23 protein-coding genes, 1 other RNA gene, 1 pseudogene and 1 riboswitch are annotated in these 24,352 nt (G+C 54.9%); of the genes and pseudogenes, 6 read left to right on the top strand and 19 right to left on the bottom strand.

The window, feature by feature from the left end; all coding sequences use genetic code 11:
- Nucleotides 1-158 precede the first annotated feature (158 nt).
- The 3 genes from BSP75_RS21025 to BSP75_RS21015 all read left to right on the top strand — a co-directional run bounded on the left by BSP75_RS21025 (nucleotide 159) and on the right by BSP75_RS21015 (nucleotide 6,124).
- Nucleotides 159-1,607 (top strand): response regulator, encoded by a 1,449-nt coding sequence (locus BSP75_RS21025; protein ID WP_171971613.1) that lies wholly within the window; start codon nucleotides 159-161, stop codon nucleotides 1,605-1,607.
- Nucleotides 1,608-1,866: 259 nt separating this feature from the next.
- A complete protein-coding gene (locus BSP75_RS21020) occupies nucleotides 1,867-4,782 on the top strand; it encodes an HD domain-containing phosphohydrolase (protein WP_075114542.1) in 2,916 nt (971 codons plus the stop codon).
- Between the two features lie 316 nt (nucleotides 4,783-5,098).
- A complete protein-coding gene (locus BSP75_RS21015) occupies nucleotides 5,099-6,124 on the top strand; it encodes a diguanylate cyclase (RefSeq protein WP_075114541.1) in 1,026 nt (341 codons plus the stop codon).
- A 433-nt stretch (nucleotides 6,125-6,557) separates the two neighbouring features.
- On the opposite strand, the gene BSP75_RS22180 is transcribed toward BSP75_RS21015, so the two are convergent.
- On the bottom strand, nucleotides 6,558-6,881 hold the full coding sequence (locus BSP75_RS22180) for a Wadjet anti-phage system protein JetD domain-containing protein (protein ID WP_362859557.1): 324 nt from the start codon (nucleotides 6,879-6,881) through the stop codon (nucleotides 6,558-6,560).
- A 156-nt stretch (nucleotides 6,882-7,037) separates the two neighbouring features.
- On the opposite strand from BSP75_RS22180, the gene BSP75_RS21005 reads away from it, so the two are divergent.
- The 3 genes from BSP75_RS21005 (at nucleotide 7,038) to BSP75_RS20995 (ending at nucleotide 8,367) form a co-directional block, all read left to right on the top strand.
- Nucleotides 7,038-7,442 carry a universal stress protein gene (locus BSP75_RS21005; protein ID WP_075114540.1) on the top strand — a complete coding sequence of 135 codons (405 nt, stop codon included), beginning with the start codon at nucleotides 7,038-7,040 and terminating at the stop codon, nucleotides 7,440-7,442.
- Between the two features lie 54 nt (nucleotides 7,443-7,496).
- Nucleotides 7,497-7,573: riboswitch (Fluoride riboswitch) on the top strand.
- Nucleotides 7,574-7,642: 69 nt separating this feature from the next.
- Nucleotides 7,643-8,026 carry a fluoride efflux transporter CrcB gene (gene crcB, locus BSP75_RS21000; RefSeq protein WP_075114539.1) on the top strand — a complete coding sequence of 128 codons (384 nt, stop codon included), beginning with the start codon at nucleotides 7,643-7,645 and terminating at the stop codon, nucleotides 8,024-8,026.
- Nucleotides 8,027-8,037: 11 nt separating this feature from the next.
- On the top strand, nucleotides 8,038-8,367 hold the full coding sequence (locus BSP75_RS20995) for a DUF190 domain-containing protein (RefSeq protein ID WP_075114573.1): 330 nt from the start codon (nucleotides 8,038-8,040) through the stop codon (nucleotides 8,365-8,367).
- Between the two features lie 85 nt (nucleotides 8,368-8,452).
- Here BSP75_RS20995 and BSP75_RS20990 read toward each other — a convergent pair whose 3' ends face one another.
- The 18 genes and pseudogenes from BSP75_RS20990 to arcD all read right to left on the bottom strand — a co-directional run bounded on the left by BSP75_RS20990 (nucleotide 8,453) and on the right by arcD (nucleotide 23,959).
- Complete coding sequence (locus BSP75_RS20990) at nucleotides 8,453-9,454, bottom strand: GGGtGRT protein (RefSeq protein WP_075114538.1); 1,002 nt, start codon at nucleotides 9,452-9,454, stop codon at nucleotides 8,453-8,455.
- 10 nt (nucleotides 9,455-9,464) lie between these two features.
- Entirely contained in the window at nucleotides 9,465-10,157 is a 693-nt protein-coding gene (locus tag BSP75_RS20985; protein WP_042062682.1) for a nitrogen fixation protein NifU, read from the bottom strand.
- A 310-nt stretch (nucleotides 10,158-10,467) separates the two neighbouring features.
- Nucleotides 10,468-10,698 (bottom strand): thioredoxin family protein, encoded by a 231-nt coding sequence (locus BSP75_RS20980; protein WP_058051857.1) that lies wholly within the window; start codon nucleotides 10,696-10,698, stop codon nucleotides 10,468-10,470.
- Nucleotides 10,699-10,711: 13 nt separating this feature from the next.
- Nucleotides 10,712-11,713: a permease gene (locus BSP75_RS20975; RefSeq protein WP_075114537.1), complete on the bottom strand. Its 1,002-nt coding sequence runs from the start codon at nucleotides 11,711-11,713 to the stop codon at nucleotides 10,712-10,714.
- Between the two features lie 121 nt (nucleotides 11,714-11,834).
- Nucleotides 11,835-13,274 carry a glutathione synthetase gene (locus BSP75_RS20970; protein WP_253186665.1) on the bottom strand — a complete coding sequence of 480 codons (1,440 nt, stop codon included), beginning with the start codon at nucleotides 13,272-13,274 and terminating at the stop codon, nucleotides 11,835-11,837.
- A 231-nt stretch (nucleotides 13,275-13,505) separates the two neighbouring features.
- Nucleotides 13,506-14,054, bottom strand: a complete 549-nt coding sequence (locus tag BSP75_RS20960; RefSeq protein ID WP_232100259.1) for a sigma-70 family RNA polymerase sigma factor — start codon at nucleotides 14,052-14,054, stop codon at nucleotides 13,506-13,508.
- The gene (gene arsC, locus BSP75_RS20955; RefSeq protein ID WP_075114533.1) at nucleotides 14,051-14,482 is read right to left on the bottom strand and encodes a glutaredoxin-dependent arsenate reductase; all 432 of its coding nucleotides are present in this window, start codon (nucleotides 14,480-14,482) and stop codon (nucleotides 14,051-14,053) included. The genes BSP75_RS20960 and arsC overlap by 4 nt, the downstream gene beginning before the upstream one ends.
- Nucleotides 14,483-14,484: 2 nt before the next feature.
- Nucleotides 14,485-15,555: an ACR3 family arsenite efflux transporter gene (arsB, locus tag BSP75_RS20950; RefSeq protein WP_042657749.1), complete on the bottom strand. Its 1,071-nt coding sequence runs from the start codon at nucleotides 15,553-15,555 to the stop codon at nucleotides 14,485-14,487.
- 95 nt (nucleotides 15,556-15,650) lie between these two features.
- Nucleotides 15,651-17,438 (bottom strand): arsenical pump-driving ATPase, encoded by a 1,788-nt coding sequence (arsA, locus tag BSP75_RS20945; protein ID WP_075114532.1) that lies wholly within the window; start codon nucleotides 17,436-17,438, stop codon nucleotides 15,651-15,653.
- A 68-nt stretch (nucleotides 17,439-17,506) separates the two neighbouring features.
- Nucleotides 17,507-17,935, bottom strand: a complete 429-nt coding sequence (gene arsD / locus BSP75_RS20940; protein WP_075114531.1) for an arsenite efflux transporter metallochaperone ArsD — start codon at nucleotides 17,933-17,935, stop codon at nucleotides 17,507-17,509.
- Nucleotides 17,936-17,938: 3 nt separating this feature from the next.
- On the bottom strand, nucleotides 17,939-18,307 hold the full coding sequence (locus BSP75_RS20935; protein ID WP_042062690.1) for a helix-turn-helix domain-containing protein: 369 nt from the start codon (nucleotides 18,305-18,307) through the stop codon (nucleotides 17,939-17,941).
- Between the two features lie 85 nt (nucleotides 18,308-18,392).
- Nucleotides 18,393-18,689, bottom strand: a complete 297-nt coding sequence (locus BSP75_RS20930; protein ID WP_075114530.1) for a metalloregulator ArsR/SmtB family transcription factor — start codon at nucleotides 18,687-18,689, stop codon at nucleotides 18,393-18,395.
- A 141-nt stretch (nucleotides 18,690-18,830) separates the two neighbouring features.
- Nucleotides 18,831-19,972 (bottom strand): annotated as a pseudogene (locus BSP75_RS21345) (IS3 family transposase).
- A gap of 197 nt (nucleotides 19,973-20,169) precedes the next feature.
- Nucleotides 20,170-20,466: a tyrosine-type recombinase/integrase gene (locus tag BSP75_RS22035; RefSeq protein ID WP_253186664.1), complete on the bottom strand. Its 297-nt coding sequence runs from the start codon at nucleotides 20,464-20,466 to the stop codon at nucleotides 20,170-20,172.
- On the bottom strand, nucleotides 20,414-21,331 hold the full coding sequence (locus tag BSP75_RS20910) for an integrase (RefSeq protein WP_253186663.1): 918 nt from the start codon (nucleotides 21,329-21,331) through the stop codon (nucleotides 20,414-20,416). Before BSP75_RS20910 ends, BSP75_RS22035 begins: the two co-directional genes overlap by 53 nt.
- 97 nt (nucleotides 21,332-21,428) lie before the next feature.
- Nucleotides 21,429-21,525, bottom strand: an RNA gene (ffs, locus tag BSP75_RS20905) — signal recognition particle sRNA small type.
- 102 nt (nucleotides 21,526-21,627) lie between these two features.
- On the bottom strand, nucleotides 21,628-22,416 hold the full coding sequence (locus BSP75_RS20900) for a sulfite exporter TauE/SafE family protein (protein ID WP_075114526.1): 789 nt from the start codon (nucleotides 22,414-22,416) through the stop codon (nucleotides 21,628-21,630).
- A 106-nt stretch (nucleotides 22,417-22,522) separates the two neighbouring features.
- The gene (arcD, locus tag BSP75_RS20895; RefSeq protein ID WP_058051835.1) at nucleotides 22,523-23,959 is read right to left on the bottom strand and encodes an arginine-ornithine antiporter; all 1,437 of its coding nucleotides are present in this window, start codon (nucleotides 23,957-23,959) and stop codon (nucleotides 22,523-22,525) included.
- Nucleotides 23,960-24,352 lie beyond the last annotated feature (393 nt).

The raw sequence follows: 24,352 nt of genomic DNA, 5'->3' as shown, positions 1-24,352 counted from the left end.
CATCAGATAGCCATATGGACATAGCAAAAATAATTTCCGGGCCCACGCTGGTGCTGGAAAAAGATAATGTGCACAGCGATGCACTCTGCCATCAGTTACGTGCCATTGGCATAAGCCAGATTACGGTGGTGGAGAGTGTCGAGGCGCTGGAGCGGTGCATGGCTGATAGCCCCGCCGCCATGATCATCTGCAATATCGATATAGACTCTACGAATCTGCTCACGCTGCTGAAAAATATCCGCAGCACGGCACCTCACCACACACTGCCTTTTTTGACCCTGACCTCAGGGACCGATCGCCCATTGATCGAACAATTTGTCCAGGCGAAAGTCTCTGACATTATTTTGACCCCGCTCAAGCCCGATACCCTTAAAACCAGGATCACCCGGCTGCTGTTGGCAACCAATCAATCGCAGCACCCACATTCGCAATTCGACTTCGGCCGTTTGCACCGTGTTTCCAACAGCGATCTGGTCGCCAGCAATCAGGACAGCCCCACCATTCTGGTGGTTGACGATATTCCAGATAATTTGATGCTGATCACCTCGGTATTTCGCAAAGAGTTTCATCTCAAGTTGGTCAAGGATGGAGAGAAAGCGATCAGGATCTGCCAGTCGGATAATCCACCCGATCTGGTGCTGCTCGATATCATGATGCCCAACCTGAACGGATTCGATGTCGCCAGAATTTTGCGTGAACATCCCCACTCAGAGCACATCCCCATCGTCTTTATGACGGCACTGGATGATATCTATTCCCGTAAACGGGCGATGAAACTGGGAGCCGTCGATTTTATCACCAAGCCGATCGACGTCGAGATGCTGCGTTTTCGCATTGCCAATCTGATGCGGCTGGTGCATGCCAGAAGAGATCTGCAAAAAGAGTTCGATCAGATGCTTGAGCTCAACGCGCTCAAAGAGAGCCTCGAGTTCAATATCCGCTATGAAATCCGGGAGCCGCTGCTCAATGCGCTACACCTGCTGGAAGAGCTGGCCGGCGACCCGACGCTCAACATGATCCAAAAAACCCAGCTCTCCATCACCAGAAAATCGGTGGGCGATGCGCTGGCATTGACCCGTCTGGCCTCCGAGATCTACCAGATTGAAACCGGCTCCTTTGTGTTGAAAGCGGGTAAAGTCCAGCTCTTTGATATTTTCAACCGGCTCTCGGTGCAATTCAAAAATCTCTATGCCGGAAAAAAGCTCGATATCAAGCTGACCAAACCCAAAAATTATCTCTATGACGAGCTGTTCATCGCTGGTGACGAATTTCTCTGTTATTCCGCCTTTCAAATATTGATACGACTCGCCTGCGAACATGCAACCCCCTCCTCCTGCGTGGAGATTGTCTGTCTGAAAAATCCTGACAGCATTATCTTGAATATTGATAGCTCGACCTTGCTGGATCTCAGCCACGCCTTGTCTCTGTTCGATAAATCCCCCTCCTCTGATAACAAAGATGCGCGCAGTCGCAATGGCTACCATGGCAAAATCATGCTGGAAGCCCATGGCGCCACCGTAACGGTGTCGCTCGATGAAGAGACCCGGTTGCTGAATATCTCGGCGCACTTCCCGCAAAAAGAGGATTTCAACCCATATCCAGAGTGAGCCGGGTCCACGTCCTCGTGCCCCGCCATGACATCGCCGTGGATTATTTTCCTCTTCTGCGATGCGCGAATAAAACACGATGGATTTATCACCACCCTGCTATTCATCGTCATCTGGTCATCGTCATCTGGCGGTTTAACACAATGGGAAATTGTTCATGCATGCAGCAAGAAGGGCCAACACCATGAAGCCATCCATTATTCCGTTGGGTTATCTGTTTTATGTCCCATCCCGCCGTCCCATCCATTAAGGAGATAACATGAATCTCATTCGCCGCGTTATCCCCTTGTATGTCCACATTGCCCACCTGTTTCTGGGCTTGCTGCTGGTGTTTGCCCTGATCACCCTTGGTCACCAATATCAGCAGACCAAAACCATGTTGATGAATGAGGCGGAAGAGAGATTCAGCCTGATTGGCCAACTGACGACGCAGGAGCTGGAAGGGCTGTTCCGATCCTCGGCCCTGAGTGTCAATCTGCTCGCCCAGCAGCGCCTGACCGAAGCCGGCACCCTGGCAGCACGCATGGCGAACATCCCCTATATGGCGACCCTGCTAACAGGACAGCCCTCGGCCAACGGGGTCTATGCCGGTTACAACAACGGCGATATGTTCTGGCTGATGCGCTGGCCGACCGACACCGATGTGCAACACCTGACGCCTCCCGCCAATACCCGCTGGATCGTCCAAAGTGTCCGGCATCTGGAGGCAGCCACCCTCACGGATATCTTCGCGCTGGCCGACAACCTCGCCATCATCGCGCACAAACAGGTATCAGGGCTCACATTTGATGCAAGAGAACACCCCTGGTTTATTCAGGCCAAGCAGGCCGGACGACTGGTGCAGACGCCCCCCTATATTTCGCTCGATTCTCAGGAGATGTACCTGAGCTTTGCCAAACCGATGCAAAACGGCGCTGGCATCATCGGAGTGAGCCTAAATCTGCGTTCCATCGAACACTTGCTCAAATCTGCCATGATCACCCCCAATATGCGGCTGGCCATTGTCAATGAGCAGGGGGAGCTGATCACCAGCCATAAAGGCGGGATGATCATTCACGGTGAGAAGGGGGCATATCGGCTAGCCAAAGTCACTGAAGCCGACCTTCCCATGCTGCAACATCTGATCGATGCCAGCCAACGTCAGCATATGGATAAACTGACGTTTCAATCAGAAGAGCGCGATTGGCAAGGTATGCATGTTGAGCTGCCGGAAGCGGATGAATCACGGCTATCACTCTGGATTGCCGCGCCTGTCGATGAACTGCTGGCCAAGGCCATCACCATTCGCAATCAGACCTTCCTTCTGTCGGGTATCTTCCTGATCCTTGCGCTGTTCGCGGCCATCAAGCTGGCCAGAACCGCCGCCAGGCCCCTCGATGCCCTGACACAAGAAGCAGGAAAAATAGCCCACTTCGACTTCAACGAGCCAGTCAGGGTCAACACCTATATTGCTGAAATCATCGATCTCTCCCAGGCCATGGGCGACATGAAATCGACCATTCAGCGCTTTTTGCAGCTTTCCACCTCCCTCTCCAGCGAGACCAGTTTCCCCCGCTTGCTGGTGCGGCTGCTCACCGAAATGCAGCAACTGACCGGTGCAACAGGCTGCATGCTCTATCTCTCCGATAGCGGCAACAAGACGCTGGATCTGGCGGGGTTGTGCTGGAATGGCGAGGTGCAGGAGCAAACGCCGACCCACAGTATCGGAACCCTCAATCAGCCAACACATCCACTGTTCCAGAGCTTGCAAGGGGTGGAACTGGAACCGGTTGCGTTGGTCTCCAGCGAATTGCAGATCCTGTTCCCCTACATCGAGGAGAGCGACACGCCGCTGACCTTCTGGCCGATAGCCCTGAAAAACCGTGATGGCCTACTGCTCGGCACCCTGGTGTTTCTGATCGATGAACGGAAGAAGTCCCTGACTCCGCAGCGGATGGCCTTTGTCAAAGCGCTCTCCTCCACCGCCGCCGTGGCGCTGACTACCCAGCGACTGCTGGAGGAGCAGCGCAATCTGCTGGAAGCCTTTATCCAGCTCATCGCAGGGGCTATCGATGCCAAGAGCCCCTATACCGGTGGCCACTGTCAACGAGTCCCCGAACTGACCAAGATGCTGGCAGAAGCGGCATGTGAGGCCCGGGAGGGGCCATTCCAGCACTTCTCGCTCGATGAAAAACAGTGGGAAGCAATACATATCGCGGCCTGGCTGCACGATTGCGGCAAAGTCACTACCCCGGAGTTTGTGGTCGACAAGGCCACCAAGCTGGAAACTCTGTGCGATCGCATTCACGAGGTCAGGATGCGCTTTGAAGTGCTGAAACGGGATGCCGAGATTGCCTACTGGCAGGCGCGACTCCATGGGGGTGATGACCTCGCGTTACAGGCCACGTTGCAACAGCAGTGGCAACAACTGGATGAGGAGTTTGCCTTCATCGCTCGCTGCAACGAGGGGGGCGAATTTATGGCCACGGAGGATATTACAAGGTTGCAGCAGATCGCAGGCCGTACCTGGCAGCGCACGCTCTCCGATCGGATTGGCATCTCTCAGGATGAGCTGGCGCGCAAACAGCGGGTCGCGGCGTCACCGCTGCCGGTCACCGAACCACTGCTGGCCGATCGGCCGGATCACCTCTTCACCCGCAGCAACCGCGATCGCCTTGCCCCTGACAACCCCTGGGGATTTCAGGTCAACACCCCCGAATACCTCTATAACCGCGGCGAGCTCTACAACCTCGCCATCCGCCGAGGCACCCTCACCGACGAGGAGCGCTACAAGGTCAATGAGCACATGATCCAGACCATCATCATGCTCGAAAAACTCCCCTTCCCCGCCAACCTGAAACAGGTGCCGGAAATCGCAGGGGGACACCATGAGAAGATGGATGGCAACGGTTATCCCAAGCGACTGAAACGGGACGAGATGAGCATCCCCGCCCGCATGATGGCCATCGCCGATATCTTTGAAGCGCTGACCGCCGGCGATCGCCCCTACAAGAAAGCCAAGTCCCTTTCGGAGGCGATCCGCATCATGGGATTCATGCAGCAGGATCACCATATCGACCCCGAACTGTTTGCTCTCTTTCTCCGCTCCGGCGTCTACCTGCGCTATGCCGAGCGTTACATGAACCCGGAGCTCATCGACGAGGTGGATATCAGCCCCTATCTCGCCAACCATTGATCGCCGCGAGGCACATGGGGTGACCTGATGCGTGCAGTCTGGGGATCTGCACGCAGCCCCGCCTGTCTGACACCGGTGGTCAACCCGATGCGCAATAGATCTGAAGAGGAGATTCACCCGACAGCCATGATAATCCTCTCCATGGAGCCTTGTTTGTGGCAGGGTTTATGGCTGACCCCACGGACACTTGCCAATTGAGGAAATCGAACAAGAAATCGAGAAAAATCAAGATAGATAGCCAAATCAAATAACAAACTTAACTATCATTAACTTGAACGTTTGAAAGAACGTGACCACTTCACATGGATCCAGCGCAATGACCACTGAACGGGAACAGTTGATCCGCTCACTGTTTGATGAGTACATCGAGATGTATTCATCACGGGATGACCGGCTCACAACACGTTTTAGCGACAATTTCAGCGGTTTTGCAGGCAGCAGCGATGTTCTGGTTACCAATCGAGAAGAGTGGGTTCGGATAACTCGCCGCGATTTTGCCCAGATCCCGGACAGGATCCGCCTGGACATACTCGATGTAGCCCTGCAAGATCTGGCCGCTGACGTGGTGGCTGTCACCGCCTTCTTCCATATCCATCTACCAAAATCAGAACCCATCCTGTCTCGGCAAACTGCCCGGCTGGTGCTGATCTTTCGGCATGAAGCCATGGAATGGAAAATTGCTCACAGCAGTATCTCCATCCCTTACGGTCTGGCTCGCGAGAACGAGATTTACCCGATGACCAATCTGGAGGAGCGCCAGCATGAACTGGAGCTCATTATCGAACTCAGAACCAAAGAGCTGGCGGAAGCGAACCGGAAACTGGAAGCGCTCAGCAATACCGACGGGCTTACCAACATTGGTAACCGCCGTCTGTTCGACAACTCATTGAACCAGGCCTGGGAGCGCTGCCTGCATACCGAGATGCCAATTGCACTCATCATGCTCGACATCGATCATTTCAAGCAGTTCAACGACCTCTATGGCCACGTTGCCGGTGACGAGTGCCTTCGATTGCTGGCCCATACCCTGGCACAATCCGGACGCCGCTCGGGGGAGTTGGTAGCCCGCTACGGCGGAGAGGAATTTGTCATCCTGTTGCCACATGTCGAGCATCAATCCGCCTACGAGATTGCCCAACACATACAGCGGCTCATTTTTGCACTGGCGCAGCCACACGCACAGAATGCCACCGGCCTGGTAACCGTTAGCATGGGTGTCGCCTGCCTCAGGCCATCGGATCACCGGCAGCCATCAGAGCTGGTAAAACTCGCTGATTCCGCGCTCTACACCGCCAAGTCATCCGGCCGTAACTGCATCAGAGTGGCTGAGCCACGACACTGATAGGCCAGTAGTTTTACCCTGTTATAAAAAACCATCCAGGATATAGCCCTGATCGGATGTTCGAGCACTGATGGCACCCTTGGTATGCCCCAAGCTCGCCGCCGCATACTGTAGCGATACACCATGATCCTTGAACGTGTTTGCCACGGTATGCCGCAGGCTGTGGAAGTCTTTGTCTACGGGGCGCTGATGACTGAACCACTGCCACAGAGATGGCTGTCACCGTCTTGTCGATGAGGTAACTCAGGGAACAACAGCCCCTGCTCTTTCCTGCACAAAGTCGATAAAGCCACCAGCAATCAGCGAGGAGTGAATCGGGATCAGGCAAGCACTTTTAGCCGTCTTGAGCTGCTGGTCTGGACGGTTATTCCTGATGTTCAGGCACCACACCTTATCGACCTGCTGCACATCGCCCGCGTACAGCTGACAGATCTTATTGGCTCTCGCGCCGGTATACAGGCCGAGCAGCGCAATCCACTTGCGGTATGGCTTCTATTCTTTCGCCCACAGGATCAACCGCTGTTTCTCCGCAGAGGTATACCCGCTTCGACTCCACTGCTGAATGTTGCCCCGATGCCCCCATCAGCGGTGATTTATGTCCAAGCAAGATATCTTCATCTATTTGCACGGGCTGCCACTCTGGAATATATGAACGAGCTCGATACAGAATGGTAAATCCATGGCTATCCAAGTCACTCTGTTGATGCAAGACCAAAACCGATAGGCATATATCCAAGACTCTTCGATACGAATTCACCAAACCGGAATAACTATTTAAGTTTGGTTCATGTTATAAAAAATCATTATCTTACGAATTATGATTAGTGCAGGCTTGATTATTATAGGGCTTGTTGATATAGCTAAACTCTGAGTTTAAAACAAACAGATGGGTAGCATTGTGAGAGATAACATCATGCTTATGTTGCAAGGGGTGGATGGAGAACATGTTCTCTTCCAGTATGCAACAGCGTTGGCAAAAACATTAAATGGGAAATTGACTTTAGTCCATGTCATTTTCAATCAAAAAGAAAATGCTCGCGTTCTTAACGTGGATATACGCAGTTCAATCAGTGACCGAGAACGAGCGATAAGACAAAAGATAAATGAATGGCGATTAAGCACAGACATAATGCCCGAGATAGAAACGCTATTGACCGATGATATCAGCAATGACCTTCAAACCCTGTTAGAGCAACACGAAATAAACTTGTTAGTTATTGGCCACCATCAACACTTGATCGACTATTCACTAGCGACTCAGCTTATCAAAACACTTCGTACCCCTGTACTTGTCTATCCGTTAGATAAATATAACTAGATTCGATATTCATCGCCAGATAGGCAAGATGGACTTTCTTTGAATGCGAGATACAATGTGCATGGAGATGGCATTCCTCCATATGCATAAGCACACAAACCGCCACTGTGGCTAATGATGCCTACGTTTCAGTCCAGGTCAGGGCTGCGTAGCTATATGCACCACTGTCCTGGAGTCTCAGCACTAAAGGACGAAATGATATGCTTAATTCGATTCTAGCCATCAGTTGTGGTGCCTCACTAGGCGCCATATCAAGGTGGTTATTGGGAACAGCGCTCAATGCACTCTTTCCCACAATTCCCCCGGGGACTCTCATTGCAAACTTGCTGGGAGGCTATCTGATTGGAATCGCTATCGCGTTCTTTTCGGCAAATCCGGCCCTCTCCCCTGAATGGCGCCTGCTGGTGATCACCGGCTTTCTCGGTGGGTTAACCACCTTCTCCACATTTTCTGCCGAAGTGAGTTCATTACTGCAAGCGGGACGATTCGTCTGGGCCGGGGCCGCCATTGGTGTTCATGTAATCGGCTCACTGGTGATGACCATTGCAGGAATGTGGTCGATGTCTATGTTGCAACGTCTATGACTGGAGAATTTATGAACGGCTATCAATTAACTTTTTACACTAGGCAAGATCGTTCAATACAGGGTAAACCATTAGCACAATGGTTGGTTGAACAAGCGAAAAACCTCGGTATCCAGGGAGCAACATTATTAGCGGCTAATGAAGGGTTGGGACATGATCGTCGGTTACACTCTGCTCATTTTTTCGAACTATCAGACCAACCATTGGAAGTAACACTCGCAGTAACGGAGAGCGAAGTCAACCTTATGTTTGATGCACTTAAAAATAATAAGGCCAGCGTATTCTATACATTAATACCGATAGAATTTGGCATGTCTGGCGAACGAGATTCAGGTAATTAGATGAAACCAAATTATTCTACATAAATTTAATATGCCGCCACTCATCCATATCTGATCAGTGGCGGCATCAATCAACCATCATGTTTTATGCTTTCATTGCCTGCTCCAGCGCAACGGCAACCGCGACAGAGGCGCCCACCATGGGATTATTCCCCATGCCGATCAACCCCATCATCTCCACATGGGCAGGAACCGAGGAGGAACCGGCAAACTGGGCGTCCGAGTGCATACGCCCCATCGTGTCGGTCATGCCATAAGAAGCTGGCCCAGCCCCCATATTGTCCGGGTGAAGTGTCCGACCTGTGCCGCCACCTGATGCCACAGAGAAGAATTTCTTGCCCTCAAGCAGACGCTCTTTTTTGTAGACACCCATCACCGGATGTTGGAAGCGCGTGGGGTTGGTGGAGTTGCCCGTGATGGCGACATCGACTTGCTCATGGTGCATGATAGCCACACCTTCACGTACATCATCCGCGCCATAACAGCGAACCGCCGCTCTCTCCCCTGCCGAATAGGCCTTCTCACGAACAATATTGAGCTTGCCGGTGGTGTAATCAAACTCGGTCTGAACGTAGGTGAAACCATTGACCCGCGAAATAATCTGGGCTGCATCTTTTCCCAAGCCATTCAGAATGACGCGTAGCGGATTTGTCCGGGCATTATTTGCTGAACGAGCCAGACCGATCGCCCCTTCTGCCGCGGCAAATGATTCATGGCCCGCACAAAAGGCGAAACAGTCGGTGTCTTCACGCAGTAACATTGACGCCAGGTTGCCGTGCCCAATCCCCACCTGGCGATCGTCGGCGACAGAGCCAGGGATACAGAAAGCCTGCAAACCTTCGCCCAGGGTCTGTGCGATGTCAGCTGCCGATACCTGACCTTTTTTCAGTGCCGCTGCGGCGCCAATCAGATAGGCCCAGCCAGCATTTTCAAACGAAATGGGTTGGATGGATTTGACGATTGCCCTGACATCGACGCCTTGCTTCAGACAAATCTGTTCGGCGGCCTCCAGCGAGGCGATATCATAACTGGCAAGGAATGGGGTGATCTGTGCGATACGTCTCTCGTATCCTTCAAAGAGTGCCATGGTCTTGTCCTTATTCTTTGCGCGGGTTGATAGTTTTAACTGCCTCGGCAAACCGGCCATAAGTGCCCGTTGCCTTCCGTAGTGCATCCTCAGCCCCCATACCTTTCGATATGTGATCCATCATCACGCCAAGCTGAACAAACTTGTACCCGATGATTTCATTGTCGCTATCAAGCGCCAATTCAGTGACATATCCCTCTGCCATCTCCAGATAGCGGGCGCCTTTCAGATTTGTGCCGTACATGGTGCTGGTCACACTGCGCAACCCTTTACCCAGGTCTTCCAGACCCGCACCAATAGGGAGCCCCCCTTCAGAGAAGGCAGTCTGGCTACGCCCGTAGATGATTTGTAAAAACAGCTCCCGCATCGAAACGTTGATGGCATCACAAACCAGGTCCGTGTTCATGGCTTCCAGAATGGTCTTGCCAGGAAGGATCTCGGCAGCCATGGCTGCGGAGTGCGTCATTCCGGTGCAGCCAATTGTTTCAATGAGCGCCTCTTCGATAATGCCGTTTTTGACATTTAACGTGAGTTTGCATGCCCCCTGCTGAGGGGCACACCAACCCACCCCATGAGTGAGGCCGGACACATCGGTCACCTCTTTGACCTTGATCCACTGCCCCTCCTGAGGGATCGGGGCAGGCCCATGATTGGGACCTTTGGCAACGACACACATCTGCTCAATTTCATGAGTTTGCATCATGATACGGATACTCCTTCATCTCGGTGAGTTATCCAAAAACCATAGGCCCATACCAATGATGATGATGTGGGTATGATCAAAGAAATACGCAAAAACCTTAATGTATGTGTGAGTACCTGCATTCGATGGGGATCAATGAAACGCGCACCGCCCCTAGCGTCCCTCGTGCTTGTGAAAACTCAGGCAAGGTACAGCCAAGAGACATCATCCAAAGACACCGCCATGGTGTTTATAACGACATGATTAAAAACAATTTATTTATAAAAATGGGAGGCCATGCTGCCTCCCTGAACACCTGTTTCTTATCGATTTAAAACCAGCTTTGCACTGCCTCTCTGGCCGGGATCCCACCTGCATGTACCACCTTGTCATCGATGACGACAGCTGGCGTAGACATCACCTTGTACTTCATGATCTCGGGCAAGGACTCGACTTTCTCAAGCTGGATCTCGACCCCCAGCTCATCCACCACCTGCTGGATCAGTTGAACGGTGTTCTTGCAGTTGGCGCAGCCCATGCCCAGCACTTTTACCTGTTTCATCTCACACTCCTCATCAAGAAATTAACGGCGATACGAAGTTAAACACCCACCCAACCAGCGTGAAGGAGACCAGCAGCACCAGCAGCAAGGTGCCCAGCAATGGCCACTTCATCACTTGTTTGAGCAGAATAAATTCAGGAAAACTGGCCGCCACCGTGCTCATGCAAAATGCCAGTGTGGTGCCGATGGGCAAGCCGTTGACGATCAGGCTCTCCATCACCGGGATCACCCCGGTCGCATTGGAGTAGAGGGGAATGCCGATCAGCACGGCAGCCGGAACTGACCACCATTGACCGGCCCCAAGGTGAGCCGCAAGCCAACCATCAGGCACAAAGCCATGAAGCGCGGCACCGAGCCCCACACCGACAATGACCCAGAGCCACACCCGTTTGAAGATGGTGAGGGTTTCCTCTTTGGCAAAGGCATGGCGCTTGGCCAGCGAGAGGCTCGGGGCATCGGCATGCGGCTGGACGATATCGCCTTGCTGATGCTGCCCTTGCTTGAGGGCCTCGGCGGCAAAATCGGCCAGCCAGCGCTCGGCCTTGATCTTGTCCAGAAACGCCCCACCCAGCATGCCAACCGCCATGCCGACCACCACGTAAATCAGGGTGAACTTCCAGCCCAGCAGACTGACCAGCAACAGGACGGCCACTTCGTTGATAAGCGGTGAGGTAATGAGAAAGGCCATGGTGATCCCGAGCGGAATACCGGCTGAGGTAAAGCCGAGGAACACCGGGATACTCGAACAGGAGCAGAAGGGGGTAATGGCACCAAAGCCGGAGCCAAGAAGATAGCCCAACCCTCTGTGCTTGCCAGCCAGATAGTCCCTCACCCGTTCGACATTCAGAGAGGCCCGCAGCATGGCCACGATGTAGATCATCACCAGCAACAGAGCAAAGATCTTGCTCACATCCTCCACGAAGAAATGCAGCGCATCCCCCAGCCTGGTTTGTGGGCTCAGTCCCAACTGCTGATAGACCAGCCAGCTGGCGAGGTCGGTGAAAATCTGAAACATAATGGCTCCATCAACATCGGTGTTATCCAGAAGACGTTGCATGTCTGCAAAGGATGCGCATATTTTCCGTTTTTTTTACCAGCGCCGCGTTCTCTCGGTTTTCACCCAGCTATTCGCGCCATCAATCACTGAATACCAGCGAGTCCAGGACTCCTTGCCCGCTATGAACGCCTCCTTCTGTCGATCCGGCCGATTTGCTACGGAGAAGATATCCAGCAAAGCTCTGCGCCGCGCTGGCAGGATGGCCATCGCTCTGAACAGTGAACATCCCCAGCTCACTGATCAAATCCGTCACCCGATGCAGCTCTCCTTTACGCACTATCCAGGCTGGCATCCCTCTGGGAACGGGATGTAATCGGCCCATCAATGCCCAGGCCTGATATTCCCGGGGCTCCAGCGTGGCCAATTTTGCCAGGATGTCTGCCCCAAATAGACAATGCCCACCGCCTTCCCCTTGGTTTTTAAGTACCCAGCTATCGGAGGGCGCTGCTTTTACAAAGTGGATGCTCTCAGTGGTAACAGGATGCATTTCCCCCAACACGCCTCTTACTGTGTCAGCCTCTTGCGAGGTCAGGCCAAATGCAGCGAATCCCTCTTCTCCCAAACGCGACAGCAGCATTTGTACTCGCTTGCTGGTCGCCAATTGCTGGGCGACCGTGGCATTGACGGCGACTCTGTGTCGCTCAATCCACACACGGGTCGCCATCAGCGCCTGACAGCATCTCTGCTCGTTGAAATCGGCTGCCTCATAATCCGAATATTGGTATCCGGCCCGCAGATAGACGGTATCGAGGGGGCCGACACCATCGAGGATCAACCTGTTGTTGGCGCCCGTGCTCAGCTGATTATGCAGTTCACGAAAGGTTCTGCGCCGGGTCTCAATTCCTTTGCGCTGGAGAGCCAGCTCAAGCAGGTGTTGATCAAACACATTGTTTTCACGCTCCTGCACAATCATCAGAAACCTTGCCGGGCCAGGGTCGCCAAACTCGCGCTTGATCCTGAAAGTGGCCTCGGCAATGCATGCTGACAATCCTTCAATGGCGTCATTGCCGACAAGCTCCCCCATCGCCTCGGGTGACAACTGCCCATATTCAGCAGGCCATTGCCGCTGTAGATAGTGGTGCAGTTCATGTATTCGCTGACCAAATGGCCCCATACCCGCGGCGATGCCATTGAACTCGACCAGCTTGTGGCCATCGCGCTGATCGTCCATAAAGTCGCTGCGCATGATAAGCAGTGGCAGCCGGGGTGCCTTGGTGGCAGATGAGTGGATCTGTTGATGCATGCCAAGCAGCGCAGAGAAGAAGGGGTCGCCTGCCGTGATGGGGTGAATGGCATCGTATAAAAAACCATGATCCTCAGAGACGGCATAGATCAGTTTGCTCAAGATCTGAGCCGCACTTTTCAAATGCTGGTACTCTCCCCGGCGGATCGGGGTAGGCGTCAGGGTAAACGGGGTATGCACGGCAGAATAGAGCGACTCTTTAAAAGCGACACCATGGGTTAATGCCCACTCGACTGCATCATCCCTGATTTTCTGAATGCCAAGAGAACTCATCATTCACTCCTGAATATTGACTCACGAACCGCAACATCGGGTTGCCTGGTACTCATCTCCCCCTGAGACGCCAACATGGCAAACCAGTTCAGCCATATCGGGCAGGCCCCAATGGCATGACGGTCAAGGCAGCCAACCAGGAAACCCAGGATGAGTAGCTGGCCGAAGCCAAGAAAAAATAAAGAAAAGGCCAAGGAGAACACCTTGGCCTTTTTGCTGAATAGCGTTCATGGCTTACTTCACCGCCGGGGTGAAGCAGCAGACCCGCCCCGAGCTATCCAACCTGACCTGACAGTCAAGAGAGAGCTGCTGACGCAAGCGCTCCCTGGCTCGCAACAGACGAGACTTGACGGCGGCAAGGGTCAAACCGTATCGGGCGGCATAATCCGCCTGCTTCATGCCATCCAAATCACAGTGTCTGAGAATATCCCGATCAGCCTGAGCAAGCTTCTCCAGCACTCTGGGTAAACAGCCCGCCAAAGAGTCGACAGCATCAAGCTCACCCTGCTGCATGGCCAACTCGTCAGATAGTGGCAGCAACGGGCGTAATCTTCGGCTTCTATCAATCACCAGATGCCTGGCGACGTCAAACAGCCAAGCCCTGGCATTCTCGATGGCGCAGAACTTGCCCTGCTGGCGGATTGCCCGCAAGAAGGTCTCTTGCAACAGGTCATCGGCATCCATCGGGCTGCCAGATTGCTTGAGTAGCCACCCATAGAGCTCATGTTCATGCTGTTGCCATGCCGTCATCAGGCAAGGTGGCGCACCGGTTGGACGGGTCACTTGATGCGTTTTCCCTGTGCATCTACCACCTGCTCGCCATCCTCCTTGGTGAAGGCCCCTTGCTGAGGGTTCGGCAGGATATCGAGCACCACTTCTGATGGACGGCACAGCTTGGTGCCAAGCGGCGTCACCACGATGGGGCGGTTGATCAGAATGGGATGCGCCAGCATGGCGTCAATCAACTCGTCATCGCTGAATCGCTCCTCGGCCAGCCCTAACGCTTCAAAAGGCGGCACGTTCTTGCGCAGCAAATCGCGCACCGGCATGCCCATGGCGGCAATCAATGCAACCAGGGTCTCACGGTTCGGCGGTGTCTCCAGATAGTGGATAACGGTCGGCTCAACGCCTGAGTTACGGATAAGCTCCAGCGTATTGCGGGAGGTGCCACAGGCCGGGTTGTGGTAAATGGTGATCTGGGTGTTATTCATGATTAAGCCTCTGCGTTGAGATAGTTGCGTTTCATTCTAAGCGCCACATTGACCAGAGCGATCAAGACCGGCACCTCCACCAGCGGGCCGATCACACCGGCGAACGCCTGATCCGAGTTCAACCCGAACACGGCGATGGAGACTGCAATGGCCAGCTCGAAGTTGTTACCGGTGGCAGTAAAGGCGATGGAAGCGTTCTTGTCGTAGGGAATACCCAGCTTCTTGCCAACCAGGAAGCTGGTGAAAAACATCAGCACGAAATAGACCACCAGAGGCACGGCAACCCGCAGCACATCCATCGGCAACTCGACGATCATCTCGCCCTTGAGGCTGAACATCAGCACGATAGTGGCCAGCAAGGCGATCAGCGTGATGGGAGAAATAGCCGGAATAAAACGCTCGGTGTACCACTTCTCCCCTTTCGCCTTGACCAGATAGTGACGGCTCAGGAAGCCTGCCAGGAAGGGAATGCCAAGATAGATCAGCACACTTTCGGCGATATCTAGCATGGTGATATCCACTGCGAAGCCCTGCAAACCAAACAGCGGCGGCAGTACGGTAATAAACAACCAGGCCATGAAGCTGTAGGTGAGGATCTGAAAACCGCTGTTGAGCGCCACCAGGCCCGCACCGTACTCCTTGCTGCCACCGCCGAGATCGTTCCACACCAGCACCATGGCGATGCAGCGTGCCAGACCGATCAGGATCAGGCCCACCATGTAGTCCGGGTAGTCATGCAGGAATGTCAGGGCGATGACAAACATCAGAATGGGGCCAACCAACCAGTTCATTACCAGTGAGAGGGTGATCGCCTGACGGTCGCGGGTCATGGCGCCCATGGTGCCGTAGTTCACCTTGGCCAGCGGCGGATACATCATCAGGATAAGGCCGATGGCGAGCGGCACATTGGTGGTGCCGACCGACATTGCCTCGTTCCACTGAGCCACTTGGGGGAACAGATAGCCAATCCCGACCCCTATGGCCATGGCGACAAAGATCCAGAGGGTCAGATTACGGTCGAGAAAACTCATTTTTTTGCTGACGGGCAGATCGCAGCAGGCGTTGGTACTCATCAAAGACTCCATGAGGGTTGGATGAAACAAAGGACTCAACCCGGGCAAATGCCCCTGTTGGTTGCACCTTGGCAGTAAACTCGCGCGGGTGCATGTCACCCTGCCCTGTGGACAGGGTGACACAGCGCTTGCAGCGCTTTCACGCCCACTGGCTCGACGGCCTGCAAGGGCACCACGGCATAACGCTTCGCATGCTCCTGCTTGACCGCTTCGATATGGGGCTGCTGGCGATACGCTCGCTGGGCCAGCAGTGGCGAGGTGACGCTGGCTGGGGCCAGCATGTGATTGACCACCCAGGCCCAGGGCTCGATACCGGCGCGGCGCAGGTCGACTTGCAGGTTGGCCGCCTCCTGTACCGGAGTGGGTTCGGGCAGGGTGACGATCATCACCTTGGTCTGTTTCGGGTCTTGCAGCTGCATCATGGGAGTGGTGAAGTGCATCCCCTTGCCCCCCATCTGACGGGCAATCTCCCGGTGATAGGCACCGGTCGCATCGAGCAGCAGCAGGGTATGGCCAGTGGGGGCGGTATCCATCACCACGAAGCGCTTGCCCGCCTCACGAATGATCCGCGAGAAGGCCTGAAACACGGCAATTTCTTCGGTGCAGGGGGAACGCAAATCTTCTTCCAGCAGGGCGCGACCCTGGGCATCCAGACTCGCCCCCTTGGTGGCCAGCACCTGAGCACGGTAACGCTCGGTCTCGGCGTGGGGATCGATACGGCTGACCTCCAGGCTGGGCAAGGCGCCAGCCAGGGTCTCTCCCAGATGGGCTGCGGGATCTGACGTAGTGAGATGAACCGGTAGCCCCCGACTGGCGAGCTCAACGGCCACTGCCGCAGCCAGGGTCGTTTTACCCACACCGCCCTTGCCCATCAGCATGATGAGCCCGTGGCCATCACTGGCCAATTCATCGACCAGTTGCTTCAAGCCAGGATGTGGTTCAGCGGTTGCGATCTCAACCTCATCAGTCCCAGTGACCGGTGCTGCACCCAGTAACTGGCGCAGGCTATCGACCCCAACCAGATTGGTCGCCAACAGCGGCACTTTGTCTTGTGGCAGCCTTGCCAGCAGCGCTGGCATATCAGCCATCGCCTGCTGCTCACGTTGCCATACGGCTGTCGCCAGGAGGTCATCCGCCAGCTCGCTTTGCGGGAAGATGCCATTGATGACCAGTTGCTGATTGGCAAGGCCGATAGCGGCCAGTTCGTCATGGGTACGCGCCACCTCTCGCAAGGTTGAGGCTTGCGCCCGGGCGACCAGAATAAGCCGGGTTTTCCCCGCATCGGAAAGGGCAGCCACGGCCTCTGCGTATTGGCTACGCTGTTTTTCCAGTCCCGCCAACGGCCCCAGACAGGAAGCATCGCCTTTGCCCTGCTCCAGAAACTCGCTCCATGCCCCTGGCAATTGCAACAGACGGATGGTATGGCCGGTCGGTGCCGTATCGAACACGATGTGGTCGTATTCCCCCACCAGGCTGCTGTCGGTCAACAGGGCGGTAAATTCGTCAAAGGCGGCGATCTCTGTGGTGCAGGCACCGGAGAGCTGCTCTTCAATGCTGCGCACCACGCTGTCGGGCAGCTTGCCGCGCACCGGGCCAACGATACGTTCGCGATAGGCTTTTGCGGCGGCTTGCGGGTCTATCTCCAGTGCTGATAACCCACTGACTGCCGCGATGGCGGTAATGCTGTTGCCTATTTGGGTATCGAACACCTGGCCTACGTTTGATGCCGGATCCGTGCTGACCAGCAGTACCCGTTTGCCACTACCACACAAGGCAACCGCACTGGCACAGGCCAGCGAGGTTTTACCCACCCCACCTTTACCGGTGAAAAAGAGAAACGGGGGCGCATCATTGAGAAACGAGTAGTTCAGCAACGGGGACATGAGAGACTCCTATCAGGAAGAACGAGGCAATTAACCGAACAGAGAACTTACCAGCCAGGCGATGACGCTTAGCAGCAACCACTGCTGCCGGAGCAGCATCCACTCTTGACGATCCCTTTGATGGCACCGGCTTTGTTGGACTCGGCTGCTGGCTGTTCACCTTCGGCACCATCACTTTCTGGTGCTTTCGGTAGCTCCAGTCCTGCATAGCGGATCAGTTCAGCGCGGCTGGGATAGCGACCGGTGAGCACCACCTGGCCATCAACCAGCGTCACCGGTAATCCTTCTTCCCCGGACAGTTCCAGAAAGGAAGCCACTGCCGGGGTCTCGGCGAATACCAGAGGTTGCTGAGCCAAATTGAAGCGATATAGAGATCCCCCCTGCTGCTTGAGCCACTCGGCATCGCCAGCGAAGATCACCAGATTTTGGTCAATATCTGTGCCACAGACGCCGCTGGAGCAGCACAGGGCCGGGTCGAATACTTGTATCAGTCTCATGGTCTACTCCTTATTGCAGCATGGCTGCGCAGGCAATACATGGGGTGAGCAGCCAGACTCCGCCCTCATCACCCCGCAGGCTTCCGGATGACCGGCGCAGCACTCCTCGGTGAGGTAACCGATCAAGTCGAGCATCAGGGGAATATTGGCGCGGTAACGCAAGAAACGGCCCTCTTGCTCCACCGAGACAAGGCCTGCATGCAGCATGGCTTTCAGATGGAATGAAAGAGTGTTCGGGGCGATATCCAGTTCACTGGCAAGCTGGCCAGCGACCATCCCCTCCAGCCCTGCCTTGACCAGCAGACGCCATACATCGAGGCGGATACCGGATGCGAGAGACTCGAAGACTTTAGTGGCTGTATCTTTATTCATTTGAACCTCGTCATTCACTTCATGAGTACAACTATACAAGAACAGTTGAAATGATCAACCCACCCAGACCTTGCTATTGATGTATTTAGGTACAGTTGCTGTTTACACAACACTCTTCACGGAAAAACGCGATGATCTCTTCCAGCACTTCGTATTGAGAGACGCACAGCAGGGTACGACTCTCCCGGTTCTGCTTGACCAGACCCACCGAGACCAGCGCGGCAATGTGGTGGCTCAGGGTCGATGCGGGAATGGCGAGCTGCTTTTGCAACTCTCCGACAGGCAGGCCCTGCTCTCCCACCTTGACCAAATGCTTGAAAATGAACAACCGGGTCGGATGACCCAGCTCTTTCAATGCCTTGGCAACCTCTTCCAACTCCATAGCTCACTCTCCTTGATGGAACATATTTCGATAATACCAGAATTATCTTGACCACCTCAATGATTCGACTATTTTAGAAATATAGTAAATCAAAGAGGATATGAAAATGAATGACTGGTTAACTGAATCGCCCCTGGTTTTCTAGACACTTTGTTGCTGAAAAATAAACTGCCTTTCAAACTCTACCGGCGACAACCCATCATTGGAACCATGGCGCCTGATTGGGTTGTAAAACATTTCGATATAATCAAATACGTCGCTGCGGGCTTCGTCTCTTGTCGCGTAAATCCTGCGCTTGATCCGCTCCCGTTTGAGCAACTGAAAGAAGCTCTCGGCGACAGCGTTATCGTGACAGTTGCCACGTCGGCTCATGCTGCAACTTAGGTTGTGGGCCTTCAGAAAGTCCTGCCATTCACCACCGGTAAACTGGCTGCCCTGATCCGAGTGCACCAGTACCGGCTGCTTGGGCTTGCGCCGCCAGACGGCCATCAAGAGTGCATCCACCGCCAAGTCTGCCGTCATGCGTGGCTTCATCGCCCAGCCGACGATCTGGCGAGAGAACAGGTCGAGCACCACCGCCAGGTACAGCCACCCTTCTTGAGTGCGAATGTAGGTAATGTCAGTCACCCAGGAGATGTTGGGGGCTGGCACCTTAAACTGACGTGCCAGCGTGTTTGGAGCAGCCTGTGGGCTCTTGCCTCCATAATGCCCCTTGCGGCGTTGATAGCCCGGCAGCCCTTCCCGCCTCATTAATTTGGCCACACGGTGCTTGCCGCAGGCTTACCCTGCGTCACGAAGGTCGCGATGGATCTTGCGATAACCGTAGACAGCACCACTTTCCAGCCAGGATTGCTTGACCAATCCGGTCAGTCGTTCGTCCTCCTGCTGGCGTGGCGATACGGGCTATTTCAGCCACGCGTAGAAGCCACTTCGGTGAACCCCCAGGGTCTGGCACAGGGTAACGACACTGTACCGGTCGAGTCGGGAGGTTATGAACGCGTACCTTTCCTTGACTCGCTGGCAAAGTACGCGGCGGCCTCCTTTAGGATATTGCGCTCCTCGGTGACCTGGCGCAGTTCGGCTTTCAGGCGGCGGATCTCGGCTTGCAAGGCAGACTCTTCGCGCTGCTGGTCAGCAGGCTTGCCGTACTGCTTGAGCCAGGCATACAGACTGTGGCTGGATACCCCAAGGGCTCGTGCAACGTCAGCCACCGGCCGTCCGCGCTCGGTGATTTGTTTAACGGCTTCGATTTTGAATGTTTCTGGATAACGCTGACGGGTCATAACACCTCCAATAGTTGCCTCATTTTAAGGCTGTGAGGTGTCTAGGGAACTGGGGGCGATTCACACTCAGCAAAGTAGCCCTCAGCAGAGAGCCTTTGCATTGAACCTCGGACCAGTCCTTCAGCCCTACACACGTCCAGGCCGTTTGCTCACCTTCCGGTACTCACCGCCAAGGTGGGTTTCTCACATGCTCCCGTTCATAGCGCAGCTTCGATAGCAGCCTGTAGCTTATCAACTGCTACTCCACCACCGTACCTGTCGTAACTGATGGCACCATTGGTATGCCCCAAGATCGCCGCCGCGTACTGTAGCGGTACACCATGCTCCTTCAACGCTGTTGCTACAGTATGCCGCAAGCTGTGGAAGTCTTTGCCTACAGGACGATGACGGCTAAACCACTGCCCCCAAAGATGGCTGTAACCGTCTTGTCGATGAGGCAGCTCAGGGAACAGCCGCCCCCCCTGCCCTTTCCTGCACGAAGTTGATAAAACCACAAGCAATCAGCGAGGAGTGAATAGGGATCAGGCGGGCACTGTTGGCTGTCTTGAGCTTCTGGTCTGGCCGGTTGTCCCTGATGTTCAGGCACCATACCTCGTCGACCTGCTGCACATCGTCTGCGTACAACTGGCAAATCTCATTGGCTCTCGCTCCGGTATACAGACCGAGCAGCGCTATCCATTTGCGGTATGGCTCTTGTTCTTTCGCCCACTGGATCAATCGCTGTTTCTCCGCAGATGTGTACCCACAGCGAGCATTGACCTCTTTGACCCGTTGTAACTTGAGCCCAGCGAAGTGATTGACGATGCCCTCGTGGTGATTGCCCAGCCAGACGAACAACAGAGAGAGCTTCTGGAGATACTTGTTGATAGTCGTCGGGCTCTTGCCTGAGTTCAGTAGCTCGTCCTTGAACTTGACCACATCGGCCTTGCTGTAAGCGGTGGGAGATCTATCCCCCAGCATCTTGATAAAGTAACCGATGTAGTTCTTCTGGTTGCTGAGCTCTTTGGGTGCCCAAGACAACGCCTTCTCTTTCAGGTAACGCTCACTGAGCTCTGAAAGCACAGGGGATGAAATGGCAGAAGGAGCCGCAGAGACTGCATTAGGGGCAGGATTGGCCGCTGAGAGTGTCTGTTGCGGTAGCTGCTGAGGCTCCGGCAGGGAGCTTGGTTGAGGTTCTAGCTGGACAGCCGCAGGTTTTACCCGAGAACGCGCACAGGCAAGCATCTTAGCCACCTGTTGACGAGCGACCAGCTTGTCCCGAGTACGGAGAGATTTCTTGATGTCTTTGCGGCGACCACAGGGGAGCACTGTCACCTTGCGGTAGTACCAGATACCTTGAGGACTGAGCCAGAGATTCACTATGAAGACTCCTGATCCATCCACACAAAGTGGATTACCAAGAGGTCTGAAGGGGGGTATTAGCTGTAACTTATTGAATTGCAGAAACAAGTGGTGGCCCTACCAGCCACATCCCGGCACTCGAGTCCCCCGCCTTGGCTGCTACCTTCCGGTCCTGACCAGGTTGACGAGTTATCAATGCGAGAGGACCAATAGGACCACCGGCGAGGAGAATAGGCAAACTGGCCTCTCAATGCAATGGCTTTCTGCCCTCCAACAGTTCGTTTGCCTTATTTTTCAACAATCTGCCGAATGAATCAGCTAAACAGCATAAATTTGGCCCCCACCAGCAGCATCAGCAGGGCAAATGCCTGCTTGAGGCGTTTTGGTGACAGACGGTGTGCCAGCTTGGCGCCAATGCGGGCGAACTGGGTACTGGTCAGCACAATGCCCAGCAGGGCGGGCAGATAGATGTAGCCAACACTCCACTCGGGCAGAGCGGCATGATCCCAACCCGCATAGAGGTAGCTCAGGCTGCCCGCCAGCGCGATGGGCATGCTGCAGGCAGCAGAGGCCGCCACTGCATTGCGCATCGGCACCGAGTTCCAGCTCAGATAAGGAACGGTCAGCGAGCCACCGCCAATACCAAACAGCGCAGACATCCAGCCAATAAGGGTGCCGGCGATGCCTGTGCCGAGCGGCCCCGGCATATGGCGCTCCGCTTTGGGTTTGAGGTTGAGCCCCATCTGCAGCGCCATGCTCCAGGCGAAACAACCGATGATGATATTAAGGGTGCTGGTACTGAGCAGATTGGCAGTCATGCCACCAAGCCAACCCCCGATCAGCATGCCGGCGCCGAGTCGGCGGATCATCACCCAGTCGACGGCGCCCGCCTCCTGATGGGCTCGCAACGAGCTGAAACCGGTGAAGATCATGGTGGGCAGCGAGGTGCCGAGAGCCAGATGGGTGATGATGTCCGGGTCGACGCCCTGGGCATGAAAGGTCATGACCAGCACGGGCACAATGATGAGACCGCCGCCGATCCCGAACAGTCCCGCCAGCATCCCGGCGAATGCCCCCAGCAGGAGGTAACCCATAAACAGCATAAAAATTCCTGTCTTAAACGGAAAATGGCCAAACTGGCCAGATAAAAGATCAATATCAGCATGAAAAAAAAGAGATGGCGCGAGGGCCATCTCTTCATTGTGCCGGTTAGTGCAGTGGAATGGTACCGTCCATCACCTTGTAGAAGGCCAGTACGGCGCAGCCGAGCAGGGCCGCCGTCATCCCCTGCTCCAGCCGGTTAAGGCCGCGCAGACCGTGATGCTGACGCGCCTTCCAGTAGATGAAGATGCCCGGGCTATAGAGCAGCGCCACCAGCAGCAGGTACTCGGCACCGGCAGCATAGACCAGCCAACAGCCGTAGACGGTTGCCAGCAGGGCCAGCAGCAGGTCACGCTTGCGCTGATGAGGTTGACCCTCATAGGTCTCCCCTTTCAGTGCCAGCTTCAGGCCATAAGCGCCCGAGAAGACATAAGGCACCAGCGCCGCCGAAGTGGCGATGTTGACCAGCGCCAGATAGGTGCTGTTCTGGAAGTAGATGATGATGAGGAAGGTCTGCACCAGACAGGTGGAGCACCACAGCGACACCTGTGGCGAGCCGTTCTTGTTCTCCTTGGCAAACCAGCCCGGGAACACGCCGGTCTTGCCTGCGATATAGGGCACTTCCGCGGCCAGCACGGTCCAGCTCAGTAAGGCCCCCATCACCGACACCACCAGACCGATGTTGATAAGCCAGGCACCCCAGGGGCCGACCACGGCTTCAAGGATCATGGCGGTAGAGGGGTTCTTGAGCGCCGCCAGTTGTGGCTGACTCATGACACCCAGCGAGAACAGGGTCACCATCACATAGAGCGTCAGGGCGCCGAGCAGCGCCAGCACGGTGGCGCGGCCCACATCCTTGCGATGACGGGCACGGGCAGAGACCACCACGGCCCCTTCAATCCCGATAAAGACCCAGAGGGTCACCTTCATGGTGGACTTGACCTGATCCATCACGGAGCCCAGCTCCATGTTGTTCTGGCCCCAGATATCCAGGGTGAAAGTATCCATGTTGAAGGCCAGCAGGATCGCGACGCAGAAGACGATGAGCGGCACCATCTTGGCGATGGTGGTGACGATGTTCACCAGCGCAGCGACCTGCACCCCGCGCAACACCAGCGCATGCACCGACCAGATCAGGATGGACGCGAGAGTGATGGCGACCGGCGTATTGCCATCGCCGAAGATGACGTTGTCCGGCGTATCGAAAAAGTAGCTCAGGGCGCTGAACACCACGATGGCGTAGGAGACGTTGGCCAGCAGTTGGCAGAGCCAGTAACCCCAGGCGGCGTTGAAACCGATGAAATCGCCGAAACCGGCTTTGGCATAGCTGAAGATACCGCCATCGAGATCAGGGCGGCGCATGGAGAGGTTCTGGTAAACCAGTGCGAGACAGATCATGCCAAGGCCAGTGATGGCCCAACCCAGGGCGACCGCCCCGGCACTGGCATGCGCTGCAATGTTTTGTGGCAGACTGAAGACCCCGGCGCCGACCATAGAGCCGATCACCAGCGAAATGAGGGCGCCCAGCCCTAGTTTCTTGTCCATCTCAATCCTGTTTATTTAGGCGGCGGCAGAGCGTCCGTATTCATACTGCACGCAATATGGGAGGGGCTAGAAATCCTGACCCCGTGAAAAAGGCGGCAACTATATTGCATGACTATTCCGACCGCAATCCCTCGTCCCGTCAATCATGCACCGCCTTGACCGCGCGCAATTTTACAGCACTGACCCACATGGCCTGTGAGCTGGCTCAAATTAACCAAGACCCGTTGATATTTCTCATTTTTCTGCCAACGTGACCTGACTCGCATGGTCCCCATGCATCGCCATTCAGCCCCTCGCTGTATAAATAATCTGCATAAAAAAGGCTATGTCCCAATTACGTGTTGCATGGGGTGCCCCAGCGCCTCATGCAAACACGCTTTGATATTCACGCCC

This window comes from Aeromonas sp. YN13HZO-058 (assembly GCF_001921245.1).
In the GTDB taxonomy this organism is placed as follows: Bacteria; Pseudomonadota; Gammaproteobacteria; order Enterobacterales; family Aeromonadaceae; genus Aeromonas; species Aeromonas allosaccharophila.
Note: the sequence above shows the minus strand (reverse complement) of the source record. Positions and strands in the feature narration are given on the sequence as shown.

Coding starts and splice junctions, on each gene's coding strand:
- arsD (WP_075114531.1), bottom strand. CDS start 17,935: ATGAGACTGATACAAGTATTCGACCCGGCCCTGTGCTGCTCCAGCGGC.
- BSP75_RS20990 (WP_075114538.1), bottom strand. CDS start 9,454: ATGGCACTCTTTGAAGGATACGAGAGACGTATCGCACAGATCACCCCA.
- BSP75_RS20985 (WP_042062682.1), bottom strand. CDS start 10,157: ATGATGCAAACTCATGAAATTGAGCAGATGTGTGTCGTTGCCAAAGGT.
- BSP75_RS20930 (WP_075114530.1), bottom strand. CDS start 18,689: ATGGAGTTGGAAGAGGTTGCCAAGGCATTGAAAGAGCTGGGTCATCCG.
- BSP75_RS21015 (WP_075114541.1), top strand. CDS start 5,099: ATGACCACTGAACGGGAACAGTTGATCCGCTCACTGTTTGATGAGTAC.
- BSP75_RS20900 (WP_075114526.1), bottom strand. CDS start 22,416: ATGCTGTTTATGGGTTACCTCCTGCTGGGGGCATTCGCCGGGATGCTG.
- BSP75_RS20995 (WP_075114573.1), top strand. CDS start 8,038: ATGAACGGCTATCAATTAACTTTTTACACTAGGCAAGATCGTTCAATA.
- arcD (WP_058051835.1), bottom strand. CDS start 23,959: ATGGACAAGAAACTAGGGCTGGGCGCCCTCATTTCGCTGGTGATCGGC.
- BSP75_RS20935 (WP_042062690.1), bottom strand. CDS start 18,307: ATGAATAAAGATACAGCCACTAAAGTCTTCGAGTCTCTCGCATCCGGT.
- arsB (WP_042657749.1), bottom strand. CDS start 15,555: ATGAGTACCAACGCCTGCTGCGATCTGCCCGTCAGCAAAAAAATGAGT.
- arsC (WP_075114533.1), bottom strand. CDS start 14,482: ATGAATAACACCCAGATCACCATTTACCACAACCCGGCCTGTGGCACC.
- arsA (WP_075114532.1), bottom strand. CDS start 17,438: ATGTCCCCGTTGCTGAACTACTCGTTTCTCAATGATGCGCCCCCGTTT.
- BSP75_RS20980 (WP_058051857.1), bottom strand. CDS start 10,698: ATGAAACAGGTAAAAGTGCTGGGCATGGGCTGCGCCAACTGCAAGAAC.
- crcB (WP_075114539.1), top strand. CDS start 7,643: ATGCTTAATTCGATTCTAGCCATCAGTTGTGGTGCCTCACTAGGCGCC.
- BSP75_RS20970 (WP_253186665.1), bottom strand. CDS start 13,274: ATGATGAGTTCTCTTGGCATTCAGAAAATCAGGGATGATGCAGTCGAG.
- BSP75_RS21005 (WP_075114540.1), top strand. CDS start 7,038: ATGCTTATGTTGCAAGGGGTGGATGGAGAACATGTTCTCTTCCAGTAT.
- BSP75_RS20975 (WP_075114537.1), bottom strand. CDS start 11,713: ATGTTTCAGATTTTCACCGACCTCGCCAGCTGGCTGGTCTATCAGCAG.
- BSP75_RS21020 (WP_075114542.1), top strand. CDS start 1,867: ATGAATCTCATTCGCCGCGTTATCCCCTTGTATGTCCACATTGCCCAC.
- BSP75_RS21025 (WP_171971613.1), top strand. CDS start 159: ATGGCTGATAGCCCCGCCGCCATGATCATCTGCAATATCGATATAGAC.